Origin of the sequence: Fictibacillus sp. NRS-1165, from assembly GCF_050468105.1 — a bacterium.
Lineage (GTDB): Bacteria > Bacillota > Bacilli > Bacillales > Fictibacillaceae > Fictibacillus_C > Fictibacillus_C terrinigri.
Genome location: NZ_JBDPNU010000015.1, coordinates 104,360 through 125,058, shown reverse-complemented (window position 1 = coordinate 125,058; position 20,699 = coordinate 104,360). Strand labels below are relative to the sequence as shown.

Here is a 20,699-nt window from a genome sequence, read left to right as displayed (position 1 = left end):
AGTCTGGTGGCGATAGCGAAGAGGTCACACCCGTTCCCATACCGAACACGGAAGTTAAGCTCTTCAGCGCCGATGGTAGTTGGGGGCTTCCCCCTGTAAGAGTAGGACGTTGCCAGGCAAAAGGGGTGGAACGAATGAAAATTCGTTTCACTCTTTTTTTGTTTTTTTTTAAGAATAAGGATCTGAAACAGATAATTGAGCCTAACACAGAATAATTGAGCCAAACGGAACGTCAATTGAGCCAATTTCACGGTTGATTGAGCCTATCTTTAAATAATTGATCCAAACAGAAATTAATTGAACCAAACCTCAAATTAATTAAACTAAACCAATTATTCGGACTTCTTCCCACCTCACGATATATGCATCAACAACCTCGAACGACCCAGAAGCATCCCCCTCAACAGAGATAAATCCGTAACTAACTTCATATTATAGTGTAATGAGGATTATTTTTCCTGGATCCAACAGATAAGAGGGATATCTCATGAAAATTTCGATAAAGAACGTCAATGTGGAATCCATCACGATGAAAGGTTCATTGAATATTGGAAAAACCTTGATCATTAAAAGATATGGTAAAGACAAAAACGCCTCAAACGAGGACAATAAAACGCCCCAAAAACAATCTGACAACATCACCGAAACAAACAAAACCACCAAAAAAACCAAAACATCAGCTGAAGGCGTTCAAATCATTGAAAATAAGATCAACAAGACAAAAGAAGAAAAGGCTGAGGAAATGCAATTGGCTAACGCCTCGCTGCTTTACTATATATTGATTACCCTGCTGGCCAACAATCCGCAGCATTAGAACCCAAAAAATGGACCCGGAGGGCGACATCAGCAGCCTCTGGGTCTTATTCAAAGTAATCATAGATTTTTACTTTTTGCTGTTCTTTTTCTTGCTTGAGCCGCTGGAGGCGGACATACAGCAAGCCCCGGTAATAGCCGGCATCCAACGGCCGGTCCTCGACGGGATGCGGAAGCGGGATCTCCCGTTCGATAGGGCCTGAGGCGATTTCTTCCGTCACACAGGTGAATTTTTTTATGGAAAAATCAATGGTGCCTGTCACCTTCAACGTACGATAATGCACATATAAATTGACGTCATCAATATTTTTTACTCCAGGGAGATTAATTAAGCAGTAAATTTCCTCTGAATTCTCATATACATTAACTAGAGGCCCTTGGTTGGTTAAGCCAAACTCCTTAAAATCGTTAAAGAAGTCTTTGCCGAGAACTTGATCGGCATATTTTTTCCACTCGTTCCCCTTGCCCCATGAAGGATTCATGTTCACTCACTCCCTTGCAGACCCAGTATATGCATCCACTGCCCAGCAGGTGAAACCGAGGATCGATGAAGGAGGTTCAATGAGATGGACCAAGACCTGTACCATATATTACAGCAGCTTCAGCAGCAAATTATTGAACTGCAGCATGAAAATCATACTCTCAGAGAGGCTTTGAACAATATAAAGCCCATCAATATAGAAAATATCAATTATAAAATTCAGGAGTTGCATGTCAAAGAGTTAAAAGGAACGCTAAATATCGGATTGACGGGTGAGGCACATCTCGAGGATATGGAGACGATTATCGATGATTTAGAGCAGGAGGCTGCCCAGCAGCACGGGCAGCATCAGCCACACCAATACCAGCAGCAATATCAGAATCAGCAACACCCTCAGGATGACCATGATCAAGGATAAAAGCTTAAGGAGCATACGTGCCCTTAAGCTATTTTTATTTTCTCATCCTAACTAAACAAAGTGCTCCTGACTTATTTTTTTACGGAGACTCCTCAAGACTTAAAAACCCCAAAGAACCCCTTTACCGTGCGTTCAATAAAAAGCTGAAGCGTGTAGCATGTTTGATCTCATCCGAAAAAGGGCGGAAGAAGGTGTCCCGGATCGAGGGATCCTGCGTCAGAAGATAGGCATTGCGGTATTTCTCATAATCGGACAGTTCGTCTTCATAGGCCTCAAATAAGCTCTGCCGGAAGTTCGTGATCTTCACGGGGCGGATTTTATATTTCGGCTCCTTGCCTGTTAAAGAAGTATAAAGTCGGGTAAACAATTGTAGATGCGCCTTTTCATCCTTGGCAGCGCTGAGCAGTACATTTTTGCTGTACTCGTTCGGAGCCTCTTTCGCAAGACGGGTGTAGAAGTCAATAGCGGTTGCTTCGCCTATAATGCTCGACATCAGTATATTTAAAAGCTGCTGATAGGTTTGCTGCTGTTGCTGCTGCTGGCCTTGAGCCTGCTGCTGCCTCTCAGCATAGGGATCAAAGGGATTATACGGATCATAATAGTAATGAGTTTCTTCAAATGGTGCTTGATATGGATACATGACATCAATTCCTTTCCCGGAAATGCTCTTATAGCCTATGAGGAGCCATGAAAAACGTGCCTATCCAAAACATAAAGTCTCCATAGAAATTACTGGATAAATCTTCATTTTCCATCCAGTCTAAAAAGTGATATCTTACTTTTATGACATCATTTTGGACAGGCTAAGGGAGTGTATTGACGATGTTGGAAAACGGTTTGGCGATGATAGGAATCATTCTACTCATCAATGTGGTGTATGTTTCTTTCTTTACGATAAGAATGATCTTAACGTTAAAGAATCAGCGGTACCTCGCTGCGTTAATCAGCGTTTTTGAAGTTATTATTTATGTGATTGGCCTTGGGCTCGTATTGGATAACCTGGATAAGATCCAAAACTTGATTGCGTATGCACTCGGTTATGGTCTCGGGGTTCTGGCGGGTATGAAGATTGAAGAAAAGCTTGCACTTGGGTATATTACAGTTAATGTGATTACGACTGAAACGGAAGCAGGGCTGCCGAACGCGATCCGCTCGAAGGGGTTTGGCGTAACGGACTGGATGGCATCCGGCCGGGAAGGCCAGCGGCTGATGATGGAGATCCTGACATCGCGCAAATCGGAATCGAATTTATATGAAGCAGTTAGGTCGCTCGATCCAAAGGCTTTCATCATCTCTCATGAGCCGAAAGCCTTCCACGGCGGATTTTGGGTAAAAAGCATTCGGAGGCATTAATGGATAAAAAGCCAAACAAGAAAAAATTTGAGGTTCAGCCCGGTGAGACGATCTCTGATTGTTTAGACCGAATGGCGGAAGAAGGCTATTCGCCTGTACGCCGTATGGAGGAGCCCGTTTTTAAAGAAGTAAAGAAAAATGGAAAAACCGTGCAGGAATATCACGAACAACGCATCGTTTTCGAAGGGAAATTACAGTAAAAACCGAACATTAAATTGTCAGAATATATTATTGTTCGATTTTTGGTTGACACTTTAACATACCCTTCGTTACAATAAGGGTGACAAAAGCATAGTACCTCATATAATCACGGGATTATGGCCCGTAAGTCTCTACCTGATGACCGTTATTCATCAGACTATGAGGGGAAGCACCACTGCTGTTTTCGGCATATCCGCAGGTGAAGTATGTCCAGCGTAGTAGCTTTCTCTCATACAACAGAGAAAGTGAGTACACTGGACTTTTTTATTGCAAAAAAATCATTTCACATAGCGTTTAGTTACGATGCGGGGAGGAAACGATGCAAAAACAAGTTGGCGTTATTATGGGAAGTACATCAGATTGGGAAACGATGAAACATGCTTGCGAGGTGCTGGACGAATTGGATGTGCCTTACGAGAAGCGGGTAGTTTCCGCACACCGAACACCTGATTTAATGTTTCAATATGCAGAAGAAGCCCGCAGCAGAGGCATAGGCGTGATCATTGCCGGCGCTGGCGGTGCGGCCCACCTGCCGGGTATGGTGGCTGCGAAAACCTTGCTTCCTGTTATCGGTGTTCCGGTACAGTCCAAAGCGCTGAACGGACTCGATTCACTTCTTTCTATCGTTCAGATGCCAGGGGGCGTACCTGTCGCAACCGTCGCCATTGGTAAAGCGGGAGCGACAAACGCAGGACTCTTGGCTGCTCAAATTTTAGCGGTAACAGACGAAGCTTTAAACGCTCGTTTAACAGTGAGGCGCGAAAGCATCCAGGAAACCGTATTAGAAAGCAGTGATTCCCTTGACTAAGACGATTTTGCCAGGACAGACGATTGGTATTCTGGGCGGAGGACAGCTTGGCCGGATGATGGCCGTCAGTGCCCGCGAGATGGGCTATGGCATCATTGTTCTGGATCCCGGTGAAAAATCGCCGTGCGGCCAATTGAGCGATGAGCAGATCGTCTCCGCTTACGATGACTTAAAAGGCATTGAACAGCTCGCCCGGAAGAGTGACGTCATTACGTATGAGTTTGAAAACGTAGACAGTGAAAAGGCTCAGTGGCTCGGGGAGAACGCTTATATGCCCCAAGGGAGCCAGCTGCTCTATCTTACGCAGCACCGCCTGAGGGAAAAAAAGGCGATCCAGAAGGCCGGAGTAAAAGTAGCGGCTTACCTTCCCGTGCAAGGCAAGGAAGATCTGCACAATGCGATAGACGAGCTGGGACTTCCGGCTGTTTTGAAAACGTGCCGTGGAGGCTATGATGGGAAGGGGCAGGCGGTCATCCGCAATGAAGCTGATTTAGCAAAGGCGGAGGAACTGGCTGCCGGAAACAGAGAGTGTGTGCTGGAAAGCTGGGTGTCCTTTGAGAAGGAGCTCTCGGTCATTGTTACGAGGGGAACAAATGGCGAGATGACCACCTTCCCGGTGGCTGAAAACATTCACTTGGAGAACATTCTTCACCAGTCGATCGTACCGGCCAGAATCTCGGAGGAAACAGCCGCAAGGGCTTACGAGATGGCCAAACAGATCGCTCTCGGCCTGAATTTGTATGGAACGCTCGCAGTGGAGATGTTTTTGGGAACAGACGGTGAGATCTATGTGAACGAGCTGGCACCGCGCCCCCACAATTCAGGGCACTACACGATCGAAGCGTGTGAAACGTCGCAGTTTCAGCAGCACGTACGCGCGGTTTGCGGACTGCCGCTCGGTAAGACGGCGCTGGTCAGCCCGGCCGTGATGATCAATGTGCTCGGTGAACATATGAAGCCGCTGCTGGCCAATTTAGAATCACTGAAAGACGCCAAGCTTCACCTGTATGGTAAAGACGAAGCAAAAATAAAACGAAAAATGGGTCACATTACTGTGCTCGGAAACACAATAAGCGAGGCCCTCGACAAAGCAGAATTCATTAAAGCTGCTGTACTGAAGATTGAAAAGCTGGAGGTAAAGAGATGATTGAACGCTATACGCGCCCGGAAATGGGAGCCATTTGGACAGATGAGAACCGGTTTAAAGCATGGCTTGAAGTGGAAATCTTAGCATGTGAAGCATGGGCAGAGCTTGGTGAGATTCCAAAAGAGGACGTGAAGAAGCTTCGCGAGAACGCCTCTTTTGACATCAGCCGCATTCTGGAGATCGAGCAGGAAACACGCCATGATGTGGTTGCCTTCACCCGTGCGGTTTCTGAAACACTTGGAGAAGAACGCAAATGGGTGCACTACGGGCTGACTTCTACAGACGTTGTGGATACTGCGTTATCTTATCTGCTTCTGCAGGCCAATGAGATCTTGATCAAAGATATCGAAAAATTCATCGAAATCATCGGAAACAAAGCGAAGGAACATAAATACACCGTCATGATGGGACGCACTCATGGTGTGCACGCTGAGCCTACCACATTTGGCCTCAAGCTTGCCCTATGGTACGAAGAGATGAAGCGCAACCTGGAGCGCTTTAAGCAAGCTGCGGATACCGTCCGGGTCGGTAAAATCAGCGGAGCGGTCGGTACTTATGCTAACATCGATCCTTTCGTTGAAAAGTTTGTTTGTGAGAATCTGGGTCTTGAAGCTTCACCTATCTCCACACAAACGCTGCAGCGTGACCGGCATGCCCACTACTTGTCAGCGCTGGCCCTTGTTGCGACGAGCATCGAGAAGTTTGCCGTTGAAATCCGCGGACTGCAAAAGAGTGAAACACGTGAAGTAGAAGAGTTCTTTGCGAAAGGGCAAAAAGGATCATCTGCGATGCCTCACAAGCGCAATCCGATCGGCTCCGAGAACATGACGGGAATGGCACGTGTCATCCGCGGCTACATGATGACAGCATACGAGAACGTGGCTCTCTGGCATGAACGCGACATCTCGCACTCATCTGCAGAACGCATTATCCTGCCGGATGCGACGATTGCCCTGAACTACATGCTTAACCGTTTCGGCAATATTGTGAAGAACTTAACGGTGTTCCCGGAAAATATGAAACGCAATATGACAAGAACTTACGGATTGATCTACTCTCAGCGTGTACTTCTCAAGCTCATCGATCAAGGCATGAGCCGGGAAGCTGCGTACGATATCGTCCAGCCAAAAGCGATGCAGGCGTGGGAGGAAGGCGTTCAGTTCAAGCAGCTCGTACAAGAAGAGCCGCGCATCACTGAAAAACTGACACCGGAAGACATCGAAGACTGCTTCGACTACTCTTACCATCTTCAACACGTCGACACCATCTTCGAACGACTAGGCTTATAAGTAACGACCATGAGGATACAGGACGGAAAAGCAAGGCTTTCCGTCCTTAGCACCTCAGCATTACCCGCAATAGTGCCAATATTCGTGATTTTTGCAGTACAATTCGGAAGCTTATGACAGGGGGACTTTGAATGGAAAAGCAAACCTTGCTTTATGAAGGAAAGGCGAAGAAAATTTACAGCACAGAAGATCAGAACATCGTTTGGGTGGAGTACAAGGATTCAGCGACAGCGTTCAATGGCGAGAAGAAAGCGACCATCGATGGGAAAGGCCGTCTGAACAATGAAATCACAAGCTTGATGTTCTCCATGCTGGAGGAAAACAATATTCCAACCCACTTTATTTCCAAGCAATCTCCAACAGAACAGATTGTCCAGCACGTTACGATCATTCCTTTGGAAGTCGTGGTCCGCAACGTGGTAGCGGGTACACTCGCAAAACGCACAGGGCTGCCGGAAGGACATGTTCTCCATAAGCCGATCGTCGAATTTTACTACAAAAATGACGACCTTGGCGATCCTCTTTTTAACCAGGATCATATCGAAGCCCTCGAACTGGCTGTTCCAGAACAGCTCGAGGAGATGAAGGAGCTTGCGCTTCAGGTCAATTCCATTCTTACCACATTTTTTACAGAGAAAAAGGTTAGATTAATAGACTTTAAGCTTGAATTCGGAACAAACACTCAAGGGAAGCTGCTTGTGGCAGATGAGATCTCACCGGACACATGCCGGCTTTGGGACAGTGAGACGGATGAAAAGCTCGATAAAGACGTATTTCGCCGGGATCTTGGCAGCTTAACAGATGCTTATGAAAAAATCTTAGAACGCTTAGGGGGAAACCTGCATGTATAAAGTAAAAGTATTCGTCACATTGAAAGAAAGCGTATTGGATCCTCAAGGAACAGCCGTAAAAGGCTCGCTTCACCGCATGGAGTACAGTGAAGTTCAAGATGTGCGCATCGGGAAGTATTTGGAGCTTACGATCGACAAAAACGTTGAGAACCTGGACAAGTCCGTACGGGAAATGTGTGAAAAATTGCTTTCCAACCCTGTCATTGAAGACTACCGCTATGAGGTGGAGGAGGTCGTCGCACAGTGAGGTTTGCGGTTATCGTTTTTCCAGGTTCCAACTGTGACGTTGACATGCTTCATGCAGTAAAAGACGAGCTTGGAGCAGAAGCAGAGTATGTCTGGCACGATGAAAGCAATCTGGACCGCTTTGACGGCATCCTGCTGCCGGGCGGATTCTCTTACGGAGACTATTTGCGCACAGGGGCGATCGCACAGTTTTCCAATGTAATGGATGAAGTGAAAAAGGCAGCTGAAGCCGGAAAGCCCGTTCTTGGCGTCTGCAATGGATTTCAAATTCTCCTTGAAACCGGACTTCTGCCAGGAGCGATGCGCCGGAACGAATCACTGAAATTCATCTGTAAGCCGGAAACACTGCAGGTCGTGAATGCTGAGACGATGTTCAGTTCTGCCTATGAGCAAGGGGAAGAAATTACAATTCCAATCGCCCATGGTGAAGGAAATTACTATTGTGATGAAGACACGCTAAAACAGCTGGAAGAAGAGAAACGCATCATCTTCCGCTATAAAAATAATCCGAACGGATCGATCTCGGACATTGCCGGGATCTTGAATGAAAAAGGAAATGTATTAGGCATGATGCCGCATCCGGAGCGCGCGGTCAGCGATCTTCTGGGCAGTGCCGATGGTCTGAAATTGTTTCAATCAATCGTAAAAAGCTGGAGGGAAAACCATGTCTTATCTTCATGAGCCGACTGCAGAACAAATTCAGGAGAAAAAACTATACCGTGAAATGGGCTTGAACGACGATGAGTTTGAACTCGTGCAATCCATCATCGGCCGACTTCCGAACTGGACAGAGACCGGATTGTTCTCGGTCATGTGGAGTGAGCACTGTTCCTATAAAAACTCCAAGCCCGTACTCCGCAAGTTTCCCGTTGAAGGAGAACGCGTACTTCAAGGGCCGGGAGAAGGAGCAGGAGTAGTAGACATCGGTGACGGCCAGGCGGTCGTGTTTAAAATCGAAAGCCATAACCACCCATCTGCTATTGAGCCATATCAAGGAGCGGCAACCGGGGTTGGCGGAATTATCCGTGACATCTTTTCCATGGGTGCGCGTCCTGTCGCTCTTTTAAACTCGCTTCGTTTCGGGGAGTTAACGTCTTCCCGCGTGAAATATTTGTTTGAGGAAGTCGTAGCGGGAATCGCAGGCTACGGCAACTGCATCGGGATTCCGACAGTCGGGGGAGAAGTCCAGTTTGACGCTTCCTATGACGGCAATCCGCTCGTTAACGCCATGTGTGTCGGATTGATCGACCATAAAGATATTCAAAAAGGACAGGCAAAAGGCGCAGGCAACTCTGTCATGTATGTCGGAGCAAGAACCGGACGCGACGGCATCCACGGCGCAACGTTTGCTTCAGAAGAACTGACGGAAGCATCTGAAGAGAAGCGCCCAGCGGTTCAAGTCGGAGATCCGTTCATGGAAAAACTTTTGCTGGAAGCTTGTCTTGAACTCATTCAGAACTGTGATGCCCTTGTCGGGATTCAGGATATGGGAGCTGCCGGACTTACGAGTTCTTCTGCGGAGATGGCGAGCAAAGCAGGCATGGGGATCGAGATGAACCTGGATCTTGTCCCTCAGCGAGAGCTTCACATGACAGCGTACGAAATGATGCTTTCTGAATCACAGGAGCGCATGCTGATCGTGATGGAAAAAGGCAGAGAGCAGGAAGCGGTTGAGATTTTCGAAAAATGGGGCCTTGAAGCGGTCGTCGTCGGAAAAGTAATTGAAGAGAAGCAGCTTCGCCTTCTGCACCACGGAGAAGTTGTGGCAGACGTTCCGGTTGATGCCCTCGCAGAAGAAGCGCCGGTTTACAACAAGCCATCAAAAGAGCCTGCTTATTTTTCACAGTTCCAGAACGAAGAGGCATTCGTTCCAAACGTGGAAAACAAAAAGGAAACGCTGCTGCAGCTTTTATCCCAGCCGACGATTGCGAGCAAATCATGGGTGTTCGACCAGTATGATTACATGGTCCGCACGAACACGGTCGTTCCTCCGGGATCAGATGCAGCGGTCATCCGGATCCGTGAAACGGACAAAGCGCTTGCGATGACAACGGACTGTAATTCGAGGTATCTCTACCTTGATCCGGAGACCGGAGGAAAGATTGCAGTCGCTGAAGCAGCGAGAAACCTTGTCTGCTCTGGAGCAGAGCCTCTTGCCATCACAGACTGCCTGAACTACGGAAATCCTGAAAAGCCTGAGATCTTCTGGCAGCTTGAAAAGTCCGTTGACGGAATGAGCGACGCGTGCCGTACGCTTAACACACCAGTCATCGGCGGCAATGTTTCTCTATACAACGAAACGAACGGTGTAGCAGTTTATCCGACGCCGGTCATCGGCATGGTCGGACTCGTTCATCACCTTGACCATATTACGACTCAATATTTTAAAACACCCGGCGATCTGATCTATGTGATCGGTGACACCCGTCCGGAATTCGGGGGAAGTGAACTGCAGAAAATGCAGCTCGGAAAGATCTCTGGAAAAGCCCCTGAGCTTTCTCTTGAAACGGAAACGAAACGCCAAAAACAATTGCTTGAAGCGATTCAAACGGGACTTGTTGAATCCGCACACGACGTCGCAGAAGGCGGTCTGTCTGTAGCTCTTGCTGAGAGCATGATGAACGGCGCTGTCGGTGCTTCTGTTGAAGTAAAAGGCGATATCGTCTCCGCGCTATACAGTGAAACGCAGTCACGTTTCCTTGTTTCGGTCAAACCTGAAAACGCAAAAGCGTTTGAGGCCATGAATGAAGATGCGAAGCAGATCGGTTTTGTTACGGACACAGCTGTTCTTCGTATCGACCATGAAACAGAAGGGGAAGTGCTGGCAGCGACTCATGAAGAACTTCATTCCGCTTGGAAAGGAGCAATACCATGCTTGCTGACATCAAAGGCTTAAACGAAGAATGCGGAGTATTTGGGATCTGGGGCCACCAGGATGCGGCCCAGCTTACGTATTATGGCCTTCACAGCCTTCAGCACAGAGGGCAGGAAGGTGCAGGCATTGTTGTTACAGACGGTACCAAACTGAAAATGCACAAAGGGCACGGCCTCGTTAACGAGGTATTCAGCCGCGGAGAATTGGAAGGATTAACAGGACATGCGGCCATTGGCCATGTCCGTTACTCCACGGCAGGCGGGAATGAATATGCGAATGTTCAGCCCCTGCTTTTCCGTTCGCAGACATCGAGTCTTGCACTTGCGCATAACGGAAATCTCGTCAATGCCAATGCACTTAAGCATCAGCTTGAAGCTCAGGGAAGTATTTTTCAAACGACTTCTGACACGGAGGTACTCGCTCATTTAATTAAACGAAGCGGCTATATCGGATTAAAGGATCAAGTGAAAAATGCGTTAACGATGCTAAAGGGAGCTTACGCTTTTGTCATCATGACCGAAGACAAACTGTTGGTGGCGCTCGACCCGCACGGCCTTCGTCCACTTTCCATCGGAATGCTTGGAGATGCCTATGTTGTCGCTTCTGAAACGTGTGCATTTGACGTCGTTGGAGCCGAGTATTTACGTGATGTGAAACCTGGCGAACTATTAATTATTGATAACGATGGGATGGTAGCGGACACGTTTTCTTCACCGATGAACCGCTCGATCTGTTCCATGGAATATATTTATTTTTCAAGACCCGACAGCAACATTGATGGGATCAACATTCACAGCGCACGAAAGAACCTTGGTAAAGAGCTTTACAAGGAGTACCCGGTAGAAGCAGATGTCGTGACAGGTGTTCCTGATTCCAGTATTTCAGCAGCGATCGGATATGCGGAAGAGTCCGGCATCCCGTATGAGATCGGCTTGATCAAAAACCGTTATGTCGGCCGTACGTTCATCCAGCCTTCACAGGAATTGAGGGAGCTTGGGGTGAAAATGAAGCTCTCTCCAGTTCGTGGGATCGTAGAAGGAAAACGTGTCGTCATGGTGGATGACTCGATCGTACGTGGAACAACGAGCCGCCGTATCGTTAAAATGCTGCGTGCGGCAGGTGCGACTGAAGTACATGTGAGAATAACGGCACCGCCGATTGCTCATCCATGCTATTACGGCATCGATACGTCAGAACGTGCAGAACTGATTGCATCCAACCATTCTGTGGAGGAGATCAGGGACATTATCGGTGCAGATTCACTGGCGTTCTTATCACCGGAAGGCTTGATGCGAGGAGTGGGCCGTCCGGACAGCGATCCAAACAACGGGCACTGTCTCGCTTGCTTTACCGGAAAGTATCCGACAGAGATCTACCCGGATACGGTGCTGCCGTACGAAAAAGAAATGGTGTAATGGTTTAAAAAAGGGAGGAAATACAATGGCAGAGGCATACAGACAGGCCGGAGTGGATATTGAAGCGGGCTATGAAGCGGTAGACAGAATTAAAAAACACGCATTGCGCACACGCCGTCCGGAAGTCATGGCTGGCCTCGGCGGATTCGGAGCGATGTTTGACCTGTCCAATCTGCCGTACAAGGAGCCCGTTTTGATTTCTGGAACGGACGGAGTGGGAACGAAGCTTATGGTAGCGATCATGCTGGACAAACATGATACCATCGGAGTGGACGCTGTAGCGATGTGTGTGAACGACATCGTGGCTCAAGGCGCCGAGCCGCTGTACTTCCTGGATTACATTGCATGCGGCAAGCTTGATCCTGCTAAAGTGGAAGATATCGTAAAAGGAATCGCGGACGGCTGTGAGCAGGCGGGCTGTGCCCTGATCGGCGGAGAAACGGCAGAAATGCCAGGCATGTACAGCAACGGAGATTATGATCTCGCCGGATTCTCGGTTGGTGCTGCTGAAAAGTCAAAATTGATTCATCCCGGCCTTGTGAAGGAAGGGGACGTATTGATCGGCCTGTCTTCCAATGGCATTCACAGCAACGGTTATTCATTGGTCCGTAAAGTGTTGCTTGAAACAGGCCAGCTGGATTTAAACGGAAGCTTTGGCAGTGAAGGCCGGACGCTTGGAGAAGAACTGCTCGTACCTACTCGCATCTATGTGAAGCCGCTTCTTAACGTTTACAAAGAATTTCATGTGCACGGAGCGGCTCATATTACAGGCGGAGGTTTCGTTGAAAACATTCCTCGTATGCTGCCTGAAGGACTTGCGGCAGAAGTCGATTACGGTTCATGGCCAATTCCAGAGATTTTTGATGCGATCGAAGAGACCGGAAGCATCGGAAGAAAAGAGATGTTCACGACGTTCAACATGGGAATCGGCATGGTGCTTGCAGTGGATTATGACGAAGCGTTCGATGTCATTCGGTCGCTTGAACAGGATGGCGAGAAGGCATTTGTGATCGGCCGTGTGAAAAAAGGTGAGGGCGTTGTGTTTGGCGGCGGTGAATTGAAATGAAAAAGATCGCAGTATTTGCATCTGGGAGCGGCTCAAACTTTCAAGCGATCGTCGACGCAATAAAAGAGAAAAAACTAAATGCGGAAGTTTCACTGCTTGTTTGTGACAAGCCGGGAGCGCGTGTCATCGAGCGGGCGGAAGAAGCAGGAGTGGAATACTTCACGTTTTTTCCGAAGCAGTACGAAACAAAAGCAGAGTTCGAAACGGAGATTTTAAAACGGCTGAGAGCAAAAGGAATTGAATTTATCGTACTGGCCGGTTATATGCGACTTATAGGCGGCACATTGCTGGCTGATTTTGAAGGCCGTATCGTGAACATCCACCCGTCCCTGCTTCCTGATTTTCCTGGAAAGGACGCGATCGGACAAGCATTGGAGGCCCAGGCGGGAGTGTCGGGTGTTACCGTACATTACGTGGATAGCGGAATGGACACAGGCCCGGTGATCGCCCAAAAAGCAGTAATGATCCGAAAAGAAGATACGATTGAGAGCCTGCAGCAGCGAATTCAACAGGTAGAGCATGAATTGTTTCCTCGTGTTTTAGAAGAGCTATTCAACCAAGAAAAAGTGGGAGGAGTTCAATCTTGACCATCAAACGAGCATTAGTATCGGTATCCAATAAAGAAGGACTGGTTCCTTTTGTTAAAGCACTGGCTGATAAAGGGGTAGAGATCATCTCAACCGGCGGAACGAGCAAGGCTTTGCAGGAAGCCGGAGTTAACGTGACGGGCATTTCAGAAGTGACAGGTTTCCCTGAGATCATGGACGGCCGGGTGAAAACACTGCACCCGATGATTCACGGGGGACTCTTGGCGGTGAGAGAAAACGAAAGCCATGTGCGCCAGATGGAGGAAAACGGTATTTCCCCGATCGATCTTGTCGTCGTCAACCTTTATCCGTTCAAAGAAACCATTTCAAAAGAGGATGTTACGTTTGCGGATGCGATTGAAAACATCGATATCGGCGGGCCGAGCATGCTTCGTTCGGCAGCGAAAAACCATGCGTACGTCACGGTTGTCGTTGATCCTTCCGACTACAGCAGCGTCCTGGAAGAAGTAGAAAAAAACAATGAAGTTACTGAGGAAACCCGCCGTAAACTGGCAGCAAAAACATTCCGCCACACAGCGGCATATGATGCGCTGATCGCGGAATACTTAACAAACATGGTGGAAGAGGAGAACCCTGAAACTTACACGGTTACGTATGAGAAGAAACAGGATCTTCGCTACGGGGAAAACCCGCATCAAAAAGCGGCTTTCTATAAAGCGCCGCTTGGTACAAAAACATCGATCGCGCAAGCTGAACAGCTTCACGGGAAAGAACTATCCTACAACAATATTAATGATGCCGACGCGGCACTGCAGATCGTGCGCGAGTTCAAAGACCCGGCAATCGTAGCGGTAAAACATATGAACCCTTGCGGCGTAGGCACAGGAAACAGTGTGGAAGATGCATTCGCAAAAGCGTTCGCTGCGGATCCGATCTCCATATTTGGCGGAATTATCGCATCGAACAAGGAAATTAATGAAGTGGCTGCACAAAAGATGAGCGAAATCTTTTTGGAGATTATTATTGCGCCATCATTTAGTCCGGAAGCAAAAGAGATTTTAACAAGAAAGAAAAATATCCGATTGCTCACTTTGGAGCTCGGTGAAGATAAAAAGCAGGGGAAGCGCCTGACAACCGTTCGCGGAGGCCTTCTTATTCAGGACGAAGATGCGTATGGATGGGATCAGGCGAATATCTCTGTTCCTACGAAACGCGAGCCAACGGAAAAAGAATGGGAGGATTTGAAGCTTGCATGGAAAGTCGTTAAGCATGTGAAATCCAATGCGATTGTTTTAGCGAAAGACCAGATGACGATTGGAGTCGGAGCCGGGCAGATGAACCGTGTCGGTGCGGCGAAGATTGCGATTGAACAAGCGGGAGAAAAAGCCGAAGGAAGCGCTTTGGGCTCTGATGCGTTTTTCCCAATGGACGATACGGTGGAAGCCGCAGCGAAAGCTGGTGTGACGGCGATCATCCAGCCTGGCGGATCGGTAAAAGACGAAGATTCCATCAAGAAAGCAGACGAGTACGGCATCGCGATGGTCTTTACCGGCGTACGCCATTTTAAACATTAAGGAGGATTCCGCATGAATGTTCTGGTGATAGGAAAAGGCGGCCGTGAACATGCCATCGTGTGGCGGTTTGCGAACAGCCCGAGTGTAACGAAAGTGTTTGCCGCGCCCGGAAATCCTGGCATGGGTGAAATCGCTGAGTGTGTCAGCATCGAGGAAAACGATCACGAGGGTTTGATCGCGTTCGCAAAAGAAAATCAAATCGCTCTTACTTTTGTTGGAGCTGAGGTTCCCCTCTTAAACGGCATTGTGAATGATTTTAAAAGAGAAGGCCTCACCATTTTTGGGCCGTCAAAGGAAGCTGCTTTAATTGAGGGCAGCAAATCCTTTGCGAAAGATCTGATGGACAAGCATGGCATACCGACAGCTGCTTCCCGAACGTTTACCTCGTATGCAGAAGCGAGAGATTACCTTCAGGAACAGGGCGCACCAATCGTCCTGAAGGCGGATGGACTGGCAGCGGGAAAAGGTGTCATCGTCGCCATGACAGAGGAAGAAGCGGAAAACGGTCTTGATGATATGCTGAACAATGCCCGTTTTGGAGAGGCGGGTGCGTCCGTTGTCATGGAACAGTTCCTGGAGGGCGAAGAATTTTCATTCATGGCTTTTGTTAATGAAGAAAAGGTCTACCCGATGGTGATCGCACAGGATCATAAGCGGGCTTTTACTGGAGACAAAGGACCGAATACAGGGGGCATGGGTGCCTATTCGCCTGTTCCGCAGATTCCGCAGTCTGTCGTGAATGAGGCATTGGAAACGATCCTGAAACCAGCGGCACAGGCGATGATAAAAGAAGGCAGACCGTTTACGGGGATTCTGTATGCGGGGCTAATGCTGACAGCTCAAGGGCCAAAGGTCATCGAGTTCAATGCCCGTTTCGGTGATCCGGAAACACAGGTTGTCCTTCCAAGGCTTCAAGGTGACTTTGCAGAAATCCTGCTGGCTATTTTAGATAAAAAGGAACTGGAGCTGTCCTGGTCAGATGATGAGGTGCTTGGTGTGGTTCTTGCGTCCGGAGGCTATCCGGAAGCCTATAAAAAGGGGAACAGCATCACAGGGCTCGACACGCTGAAGGATGATACATTGCTTTTCCATGCTGGAACAAAGCAAACAGAAGAAGGGCTTGTTACAGATGGCGGGCGAATTCTTCTCGCTGCGGTTAAAGCGGGAGACCTGTCCAAAGCACAGGAAGCGGTGTATAGGGAAATGTCTAAAATACAATGTGAAGAATCATTTTACCGTACGGACATCGGTTCAAAGGCTATTTCACGCGCCGCTTTTTAATGAAAGCGAACAAGATCGCAATGATGCCGCCGATCAGCGTTGCATAGATAAAAATCGTATCCATTAAATATTCTTTCATTGCCATAAGCCTCCTTATAAAAAACTCCCCGCTGCAGGGGAGTTTTTTTTGTTGATTATTCGCAGATATGATGGCCAGCTTCAGCCTTTCTGACTAACTCGGATTAATGGCTGAGCCCTCCTTGGAAATATCGTCCAAATCCATGTCTTTCAGTTCAGTTCCCTGTTTTACCATGTCTGTGACCGGGCAGTAGCGCAGGATGCCTTCAGCCACTTTCATGGACGCGAGGATCATCATAAAGATGTAAGATCCTCTGTACGGTCTGCGTGTGTACTTGGCGGTTAATATCGCAAGCATAGTCAATCCGCACACGATCCGAATCATGGAGTTTAAGATGCCAATGTTTTGTTTCATAACGGGGAATGCTCCTTTTTGTGATGATTATTTGTGTTTTGCTTAAAGACACCCACGAACCGAAATTGTATGGTATCCTTGAGAAAATGTACTTATACAGAGAAAAAGGGTGAAACCTATGTCTAACCAGTTCTTGTTTTGGTCGAAGGCGGAACTTCGACGCCATCAAGCAGTAATCATGGGCGAATTGGCTCCATCGATCGTATTGCAGAATGCAACATACTTAAATGCTGCCCGGCACTGCTGGACAAAAGCTAACATATGGATTTACGAAAACCGCATCGTTTATGTAGGGGACAAAATGCCCAGCCAAACGAACGGGACAGAGATTGTAAACATTGACGGTAAATATGTGGTCCCGGGTTACATTGAGCCGCATGCCCATCCATTTCAACTATATAATCCCCAGACTCTGGGCCATTATGCATCGGCAAGGGGCACAACGACTTTCATGTGCGATAACCTTATGCTTTTTTTATCATTGCCAGTTACGAAAGCGCTTACTATTATGGAGGACCTGAACCGGCTGCCCTTTACGTACTATTGGTGGTGCCGTTATGATTCCCAGTCTGAGCTATTGAATGAAGACTCTTTGTTCTCATTGAGCAATATTAAAAAAATGCTTGCATCTCCATACGTGATACAGGGCGGAGAGCTGACAGGCTGGCCGAAAGTCCTTCAGGGAGATGATCATATTCTTCATCTCATGAGGGAAACCCGCAAGGCCGGGAAGCGCATCGAAGGACATCTGCCGGGCGCTTCTGAGAAAACATTGACGCAAATGGCCCTGCTAGGTGTGGATTGCGATCATGAGGCGATGACGGGAGAGGAAGCGATGATGAGGCTGAACCTCGGGCTGACGACCTCTCTCCGCTATTCATCCATCCGTCCCGATCTCGCACAGATTTTAAAAGAAATGAAAGAGATCGGTGCTGCCCATTTTGACCGTGTCATCTTTACAACCGACGGATCAACACCGGCGTTTTATGAAGAAGGCGTTACGGACAAAATGATTTCTATCGCCCTGCAAGAAGGAATTGATCCTATTGATGCTTATAAAATGGCTTCCTATAACATAGCAAGATATTACGGTAAAGAGCATATACTCGGAATGGTTGCACCGGGTAGAGCAGCCCATCTTAATATCCTGGAAAGCGTACAGCAGCCGAATCCTGAATCCGTTCTCGCTAAGGGGCAATGGATCAAGCGTGACGGTGAGGTCATGGAAGCGGGGGCACCGTTCCCTTGGAGCGATTATGGAATGGGGCCGCTTGAATTGAACTGGGATCTGTCACTGAAGGACTTTCAGTTCAGTTCCCTCGCAGGCATGGAGATGGTGAACTCCGTCATAACGAAGCCGTATCACATTCAGCTTAATCCAACGAACGAGATGCTGGATGACGATCATGACGAGTGCTTCTTCATGCTTGTTGACAAAAAAGGCAAATGGCGGGTAAACACGCTTTTAAAAGGTTTTGCAAGGGGAGTTTCCGGATTTGCGAGCTCCTATTCGAGTACAGGCGATCTTCTTTTGATCGGAAAAAGCAAAAGGGATATGCTTGCGGCCTTTAACCGCGTGAAAGAAATGAAAGGCGGCATCGTGCTTGTCGAGGACGGAGAAGTGATCAGCGAGCTCCAGCTGACGCTCGGCGGGGGCATGTCTCCTTCATCAGTTGAAGATCTCATACAGGAAGAAAAGGCTTTAACGAAAGAGCTGCGCAAAAGAGGCTATCCTTTTGAGGATCCGATCTACAGCCTGCTGTTCTTTTCGTCAACACATTTGCCGTATATCCGCATCACACAGCTTGGAATTTACGATGTAAAGAAGAAAGTCATACTCTTTCCTTCGATTATGCGTTAAACTAAAGAAGTAAAGCGTCTGGGAATATTCGGCCGGGGGGCCAGGGGGGCAGGGGTGCCAGATGAAAAAATGGATGCTTGCTATTTGTACGGCTTTATTGATCCTGGGAGGTGCAGGCTGCCAGAAGGATGAAAAGGCAAGTAACAAAAAACCTGCGGAACATGAGAAGGCTCCTGAAAAGAAAGAAAAGACAGAGCTGAAAAACACGTATCCGCTCACAGGCATCAAAACGAACAAACCGACCGATGCCCGCGTGTTTGCGGTGATGGTCAATAACCATCAGAAGGCCCGTCCTCAGTCAGGGCTTCATAAAGCCGACCTTGTTTATGAGGTGCTGGCAGAAGGCGATATTACACGTTTTCTCGCCGTTTTTCAGAGTGAGAAGCCAAAAGTCGTAGGACCTGTCCGAAGTGCGAGAGATTATTTTATCGAACTGAGCCAAGGGTTTCATTCGTTTTATATTCATCATGGCTGGAGTCCGGAGGCAAAGAAAATCCTATCCGGGAACAGCGATGTCGATTCACTGAACGGCCTGTATTATGACGGCACGCTGTTTCACCGGGCATCATTCCGGCAGGCGCCTCATAATTCGTACATTGCGTACAAAGACATCATGAAAGGTTTAAAGAAGAAAGGCTATGACAATAAAGATAAAATAAGGCCTCTTCCTTTCTTGAATCAAGCGGAGGCCAAAGCGCTTACAGGTGACAAAGCCGATAAAGTTCTGATAACATACAATCACGGTGAAAATGTCAGCTACACCTACGATTCGTCAACGAAACGGTATGCCCGTTCCAGCAACGGAAAGCCGACCACAGACCGCGAAACAGAAACACCAATCGAAGTCGATAACGTGTTCATTGTGGAAGCGGCCCATAGAATCATTGATAGTTACGGACGCAGAGAAATCGACCTTACATCCGGCGGCAAAGCGATTCTGCTTCAGTGCGGAAAAGCCAGGGAAGTCAGCTGGGAAAACAAGGACGGCAGAATAATCCCGTCCGGCACAGGTTTCGTTCCGGGTAAAACCTGGATCAATATCATCCCGACGCAGCCAGGAATCAGTAAGAGTGTTTTTATTGAATAGAGCAGAAGGAGTGCAAAGTACATGCAAATTGATAAATTAAGAGGGAAGGCGCTGGATCAGCTGTTTGAAGCCGTCCTTTCACTGAAGAATCTGGAAGAATGCTATCAATTCTTTGATGATCTGTGCACGATGAACGAGATTCAGTCACTGGCACAGCGCCTCGAGGTGGCCCGCATGCTCCGGGAAGGAAAGACCTATCACAAAATCGAATCCGAGACCGGCGCCAGCACAGCCACGATTTCCCGTGTAAAACGCTGCCTGAACTTTGGAAATGATGCCTATCAGATGGCACTCGACCGCGTACACGGAAAAGAAGAAGAAGCAAAGTAAAACCTGCAACGCCTTATGGGCGGTGCAGGTTTTTTGTTTTCGGGGTGCGGAAATCGGATCGGACGGGAAGGGGATTTTTATGAAAATGATGTGTTCTGCAAGTAAAGCATGTCGAACCGCAAGTAAACAACGAGCGGAGGCTCTTATAAAAGCTTACGAGTGAACACTACTTGATTTTTCACACGTTCATACCCGATATCTGAATAAAATTGGTGTGCTCCTATCCGGTCGGAACCGGAACGCAGCCGGATTTGATCCTATCCGTTTTCAAGCGCCCATGTTTCACATTTTTTCATTAACTGCTTACCTATGCTTGATCGGCGTCGGGTTTCATCGACGACTAAACCGCCGATTTCACAGTATTCCCTCTGCAGCAATGTTTTTCCGTACAGGAGCCCAGCCGGCAATTGCGCCGTTCACTTCTTTTACAAAAAGAGATGCATTTTCCTGGATGATAATTTTTTCCAACCGTGTTATGCTTTCAGTAGTGTCATCGGTATAGCCGAGCAGCAGCGACAGAGAAGACAAGGCGGATACGTCCTCCAAGCCAGCTTTTCTGATCATAAAATCACCTCTTCCAAATAGGGCGTAAGGTCAAAAGAATGAGAGACGGCCGAACACT

The 20,699-nt window shown here is 47.9% G+C and carries 25 protein-coding genes, 1 rRNA gene and 1 riboswitch; of the genes, 20 read left to right on the top strand and 6 right to left on the bottom strand.

The annotated features are described in order from the left end of the window. Positions 1-2: 2 nt before the first annotated feature. Together rrf and ABHN01_RS06035 are read left to right on the top strand one after the other, a co-directional pair. Positions 3-118: ribosomal RNA gene (gene rrf, locus ABHN01_RS06040) — 5S ribosomal RNA — on the top strand. Between the two features lie 369 nt (positions 119-487). After that, on the top strand, positions 488-814 hold the full coding sequence (locus ABHN01_RS06035; RefSeq protein WP_429874810.1) for a hypothetical protein: 327 nt from the start codon (positions 488-490) through the stop codon (positions 812-814). A 46-nt stretch (positions 815-860) separates the two neighbouring features. On the opposite strand, the gene ABHN01_RS06030 is transcribed toward ABHN01_RS06035, so the two are convergent. Next, positions 861-1,295, bottom strand: coding sequence for an Hsp20/alpha crystallin family protein (locus ABHN01_RS06030; protein ID WP_290400977.1), 435 nt, complete (start codon positions 1,293-1,295; stop codon positions 861-863). An 84-nt stretch (positions 1,296-1,379) separates the two neighbouring features. Here ABHN01_RS06030 and gerPC point away from each other — a divergent pair, with 84 nt between their 5' ends. Further along, on the top strand, positions 1,380-1,712 hold the full coding sequence (gene gerPC, locus ABHN01_RS06025; protein WP_429874809.1) for a spore germination protein GerPC: 333 nt from the start codon (positions 1,380-1,382) through the stop codon (positions 1,710-1,712). Between the two features lie 121 nt (positions 1,713-1,833). Here the strand turns inward: gerPC and ABHN01_RS06020 are convergent, their stop codons facing one another. Then, positions 1,834-2,352 (bottom strand): ferritin family protein, encoded by a 519-nt coding sequence (locus ABHN01_RS06020; RefSeq protein ID WP_429874808.1) that lies wholly within the window; start codon positions 2,350-2,352, stop codon positions 1,834-1,836. Between the two features lie 182 nt (positions 2,353-2,534). On the opposite strand from ABHN01_RS06020, the gene ABHN01_RS06015 reads away from it, so the two are divergent. From ABHN01_RS06015 to purD, 14 genes are all read left to right on the top strand, one after another. Next, a complete protein-coding gene (locus ABHN01_RS06015) occupies positions 2,535-3,065 on the top strand; it encodes a DUF2179 domain-containing protein (protein ID WP_429874807.1) in 531 nt (176 codons plus the stop codon). Next, positions 3,065-3,265 (top strand): NETI motif-containing protein, encoded by a 201-nt coding sequence (locus ABHN01_RS06010; RefSeq protein WP_429874806.1) that lies wholly within the window; start codon positions 3,065-3,067, stop codon positions 3,263-3,265. The genes ABHN01_RS06015 and ABHN01_RS06010 overlap by 1 nt, the downstream gene beginning before the upstream one ends. A 79-nt stretch (positions 3,266-3,344) precedes the next feature. Next, positions 3,345-3,446: riboswitch (purine riboswitch) on the top strand. 139 nt (positions 3,447-3,585) lie between these two features. Next, the gene (gene purE, locus ABHN01_RS06005) at positions 3,586-4,074 is read left to right on the top strand and encodes a 5-(carboxyamino)imidazole ribonucleotide mutase (protein WP_429874805.1); all 489 of its coding nucleotides are present in this window, start codon (positions 3,586-3,588) and stop codon (positions 4,072-4,074) included. Next, complete coding sequence (gene purK / locus ABHN01_RS06000; RefSeq protein ID WP_429874804.1) at positions 4,067-5,221, top strand: 5-(carboxyamino)imidazole ribonucleotide synthase; 1,155 nt, start codon at positions 4,067-4,069, stop codon at positions 5,219-5,221. The genes purE and purK overlap by 8 nt, the downstream gene beginning before the upstream one ends. Continuing rightward, the gene (gene purB, locus ABHN01_RS05995) at positions 5,218-6,510 is read left to right on the top strand and encodes an adenylosuccinate lyase (RefSeq protein WP_429874803.1); all 1,293 of its coding nucleotides are present in this window, start codon (positions 5,218-5,220) and stop codon (positions 6,508-6,510) included. Before purK ends, purB begins: the two co-directional genes overlap by 4 nt. A gap of 131 nt (positions 6,511-6,641) precedes the next feature. Continuing rightward, positions 6,642-7,361 carry a phosphoribosylaminoimidazolesuccinocarboxamide synthase gene (gene purC, locus ABHN01_RS05990; RefSeq protein WP_429874802.1) on the top strand — a complete coding sequence of 240 codons (720 nt, stop codon included), beginning with the start codon at positions 6,642-6,644 and terminating at the stop codon, positions 7,359-7,361. After that, the gene (gene purS, locus ABHN01_RS05985) at positions 7,354-7,608 is read left to right on the top strand and encodes a phosphoribosylformylglycinamidine synthase subunit PurS (RefSeq protein ID WP_290400986.1); all 255 of its coding nucleotides are present in this window, start codon (positions 7,354-7,356) and stop codon (positions 7,606-7,608) included. The genes purC and purS overlap by 8 nt, the downstream gene beginning before the upstream one ends. Further along, complete coding sequence (gene purQ / locus ABHN01_RS05980) at positions 7,605-8,288, top strand: phosphoribosylformylglycinamidine synthase subunit PurQ (protein ID WP_429874801.1); 684 nt, start codon at positions 7,605-7,607, stop codon at positions 8,286-8,288. Before purS ends, purQ begins: the two co-directional genes overlap by 4 nt. After that, positions 8,272-10,503 carry a phosphoribosylformylglycinamidine synthase subunit PurL gene (gene purL / locus ABHN01_RS05975; RefSeq protein ID WP_429874800.1) on the top strand — a complete coding sequence of 744 codons (2,232 nt, stop codon included), beginning with the start codon at positions 8,272-8,274 and terminating at the stop codon, positions 10,501-10,503. Before purQ ends, purL begins: the two co-directional genes overlap by 17 nt. After that, positions 10,479-11,897 (top strand): amidophosphoribosyltransferase, encoded by a 1,419-nt coding sequence (purF, locus tag ABHN01_RS05970; RefSeq protein ID WP_429874799.1) that lies wholly within the window; start codon positions 10,479-10,481, stop codon positions 11,895-11,897. Before purL ends, purF begins: the two co-directional genes overlap by 25 nt. A 25-nt stretch (positions 11,898-11,922) precedes the next feature. Continuing rightward, a complete protein-coding gene (purM, locus tag ABHN01_RS05965) occupies positions 11,923-12,963 on the top strand; it encodes a phosphoribosylformylglycinamidine cyclo-ligase (protein WP_429874798.1) in 1,041 nt (346 codons plus the stop codon). Continuing rightward, positions 12,960-13,550: a phosphoribosylglycinamide formyltransferase gene (gene purN / locus ABHN01_RS05960; protein ID WP_429874797.1), complete on the top strand. Its 591-nt coding sequence runs from the start codon at positions 12,960-12,962 to the stop codon at positions 13,548-13,550. The genes purM and purN overlap by 4 nt, the downstream gene beginning before the upstream one ends. Continuing rightward, entirely contained in the window at positions 13,547-15,085 is a 1,539-nt protein-coding gene (purH, locus tag ABHN01_RS05955) for a bifunctional phosphoribosylaminoimidazolecarboxamide formyltransferase/IMP cyclohydrolase (RefSeq protein WP_429874796.1), read from the top strand. Before purN ends, purH begins: the two co-directional genes overlap by 4 nt. A 12-nt stretch (positions 15,086-15,097) precedes the next feature. Beyond that, positions 15,098-16,366, top strand: a complete 1,269-nt coding sequence (gene purD, locus ABHN01_RS05950; protein ID WP_429874795.1) for a phosphoribosylamine--glycine ligase — start codon at positions 15,098-15,100, stop codon at positions 16,364-16,366. Here the strand turns inward: purD and ABHN01_RS05945 are convergent. Together ABHN01_RS05945 and ABHN01_RS05940 are read right to left on the bottom strand one after the other, a co-directional pair. After that, positions 16,344-16,445 (bottom strand): EYxxD motif small membrane protein, encoded by a 102-nt coding sequence (locus ABHN01_RS05945; RefSeq protein ID WP_354005851.1) that lies wholly within the window; start codon positions 16,443-16,445, stop codon positions 16,344-16,346. The genes purD and ABHN01_RS05945 overlap by 23 nt on opposite strands. A 93-nt stretch (positions 16,446-16,538) precedes the next feature. Beyond that, entirely contained in the window at positions 16,539-16,799 is a 261-nt protein-coding gene (locus ABHN01_RS05940) for a YgaP family membrane protein (RefSeq protein WP_429874794.1), read from the bottom strand. A gap of 118 nt (positions 16,800-16,917) precedes the next feature. On the opposite strand from ABHN01_RS05940, the gene ABHN01_RS05935 reads away from it, so the two are divergent. The 3 genes from ABHN01_RS05935 (at position 16,918) to ABHN01_RS05925 (ending at position 20,077) form a co-directional block, all read left to right on the top strand. Next, positions 16,918-18,660 carry an adenine deaminase C-terminal domain-containing protein gene (locus ABHN01_RS05935; RefSeq protein WP_429874793.1) on the top strand — a complete coding sequence of 581 codons (1,743 nt, stop codon included), beginning with the start codon at positions 16,918-16,920 and terminating at the stop codon, positions 18,658-18,660. A gap of 61 nt (positions 18,661-18,721) precedes the next feature. Continuing rightward, entirely contained in the window at positions 18,722-19,747 is a 1,026-nt protein-coding gene (locus tag ABHN01_RS05930; RefSeq protein ID WP_429874792.1) for a DUF3048 domain-containing protein, read from the top strand. Between the two features lie 21 nt (positions 19,748-19,768). Then, complete coding sequence (locus ABHN01_RS05925) at positions 19,769-20,077, top strand: YerC/YecD family TrpR-related protein (protein ID WP_290400997.1); 309 nt, start codon at positions 19,769-19,771, stop codon at positions 20,075-20,077. 257 nt (positions 20,078-20,334) lie between these two features. On the opposite strand, the gene ABHN01_RS05920 is transcribed toward ABHN01_RS05925, so the two are convergent. Both ABHN01_RS05920 and ABHN01_RS05915 read right to left on the bottom strand, forming a co-directional pair. Then, positions 20,335-20,454: a GNAT family N-acetyltransferase gene (locus tag ABHN01_RS05920; RefSeq protein ID WP_429874791.1), complete on the bottom strand. Its 120-nt coding sequence runs from the start codon at positions 20,452-20,454 to the stop codon at positions 20,335-20,337. Next, positions 20,432-20,641: a hypothetical protein gene (locus tag ABHN01_RS05915; protein WP_429874790.1), complete on the bottom strand. Its 210-nt coding sequence runs from the start codon at positions 20,639-20,641 to the stop codon at positions 20,432-20,434. Before ABHN01_RS05915 ends, ABHN01_RS05920 begins: the two co-directional genes overlap by 23 nt. Between the last annotated feature and the right edge of the window lie 58 nt (positions 20,642-20,699).

What these genes read in the sequence shown, in the direction of transcription:
- ABHN01_RS06035 (WP_429874810.1), top strand. Translation starts at nt 488, where the DNA reads ATGAAAATTTCGATAAAGAACGTCAATGTGGAATCCATCACGATGAAA.
- ABHN01_RS06030 (WP_290400977.1), bottom strand. Translation starts at nt 1,295, where the DNA reads ATGAATCCTTCATGGGGCAAGGGGAACGAGTGGAAAAAATATGCCGAT.
- gerPC (WP_429874809.1), top strand. Translation starts at nt 1,380, where the DNA reads ATGGACCAAGACCTGTACCATATATTACAGCAGCTTCAGCAGCAAATT.
- ABHN01_RS06020 (WP_429874808.1), bottom strand. Translation starts at nt 2,352, where the DNA reads ATGTATCCATATCAAGCACCATTTGAAGAAACTCATTACTATTATGAT.
- ABHN01_RS06015 (WP_429874807.1), top strand. Translation starts at nt 2,535, where the DNA reads ATGTTGGAAAACGGTTTGGCGATGATAGGAATCATTCTACTCATCAAT.
- ABHN01_RS06010 (WP_429874806.1), top strand. Translation starts at nt 3,065, where the DNA reads ATGGATAAAAAGCCAAACAAGAAAAAATTTGAGGTTCAGCCCGGTGAG.
- purE (WP_429874805.1), top strand. Translation starts at nt 3,586, where the DNA reads ATGCAAAAACAAGTTGGCGTTATTATGGGAAGTACATCAGATTGGGAA.
- purB (WP_429874803.1), top strand. Translation starts at nt 5,218, where the DNA reads ATGATTGAACGCTATACGCGCCCGGAAATGGGAGCCATTTGGACAGAT.
- purC (WP_429874802.1), top strand. Translation starts at nt 6,642, where the DNA reads ATGGAAAAGCAAACCTTGCTTTATGAAGGAAAGGCGAAGAAAATTTAC.
- purS (WP_290400986.1), top strand. Translation starts at nt 7,354, where the DNA reads ATGTATAAAGTAAAAGTATTCGTCACATTGAAAGAAAGCGTATTGGAT.
- purL (WP_429874800.1), top strand. Translation starts at nt 8,272, where the DNA reads ATGTCTTATCTTCATGAGCCGACTGCAGAACAAATTCAGGAGAAAAAA.
- purF (WP_429874799.1), top strand. Translation starts at nt 10,479, where the DNA reads ATGCTTGCTGACATCAAAGGCTTAAACGAAGAATGCGGAGTATTTGGG.
- purM (WP_429874798.1), top strand. Translation starts at nt 11,923, where the DNA reads ATGGCAGAGGCATACAGACAGGCCGGAGTGGATATTGAAGCGGGCTAT.
- purN (WP_429874797.1), top strand. Translation starts at nt 12,960, where the DNA reads ATGAAAAAGATCGCAGTATTTGCATCTGGGAGCGGCTCAAACTTTCAA.
- purD (WP_429874795.1), top strand. Translation starts at nt 15,098, where the DNA reads ATGAATGTTCTGGTGATAGGAAAAGGCGGCCGTGAACATGCCATCGTG.
- ABHN01_RS05945 (WP_354005851.1), bottom strand. Translation starts at nt 16,445, where the DNA reads ATGAAAGAATATTTAATGGATACGATTTTTATCTATGCAACGCTGATC.
- ABHN01_RS05940 (WP_429874794.1), bottom strand. Translation starts at nt 16,799, where the DNA reads ATGAAACAAAACATTGGCATCTTAAACTCCATGATTCGGATCGTGTGC.
- ABHN01_RS05935 (WP_429874793.1), top strand. Translation starts at nt 16,918, where the DNA reads ATGTCTAACCAGTTCTTGTTTTGGTCGAAGGCGGAACTTCGACGCCAT.
- ABHN01_RS05930 (WP_429874792.1), top strand. Translation starts at nt 18,722, where the DNA reads ATGAAAAAATGGATGCTTGCTATTTGTACGGCTTTATTGATCCTGGGA.
- ABHN01_RS05925 (WP_290400997.1), top strand. Translation starts at nt 19,769, where the DNA reads ATGCAAATTGATAAATTAAGAGGGAAGGCGCTGGATCAGCTGTTTGAA.
- ABHN01_RS05915 (WP_429874790.1), bottom strand. Translation starts at nt 20,641, where the DNA reads ATGATCAGAAAAGCTGGCTTGGAGGACGTATCCGCCTTGTCTTCTCTG.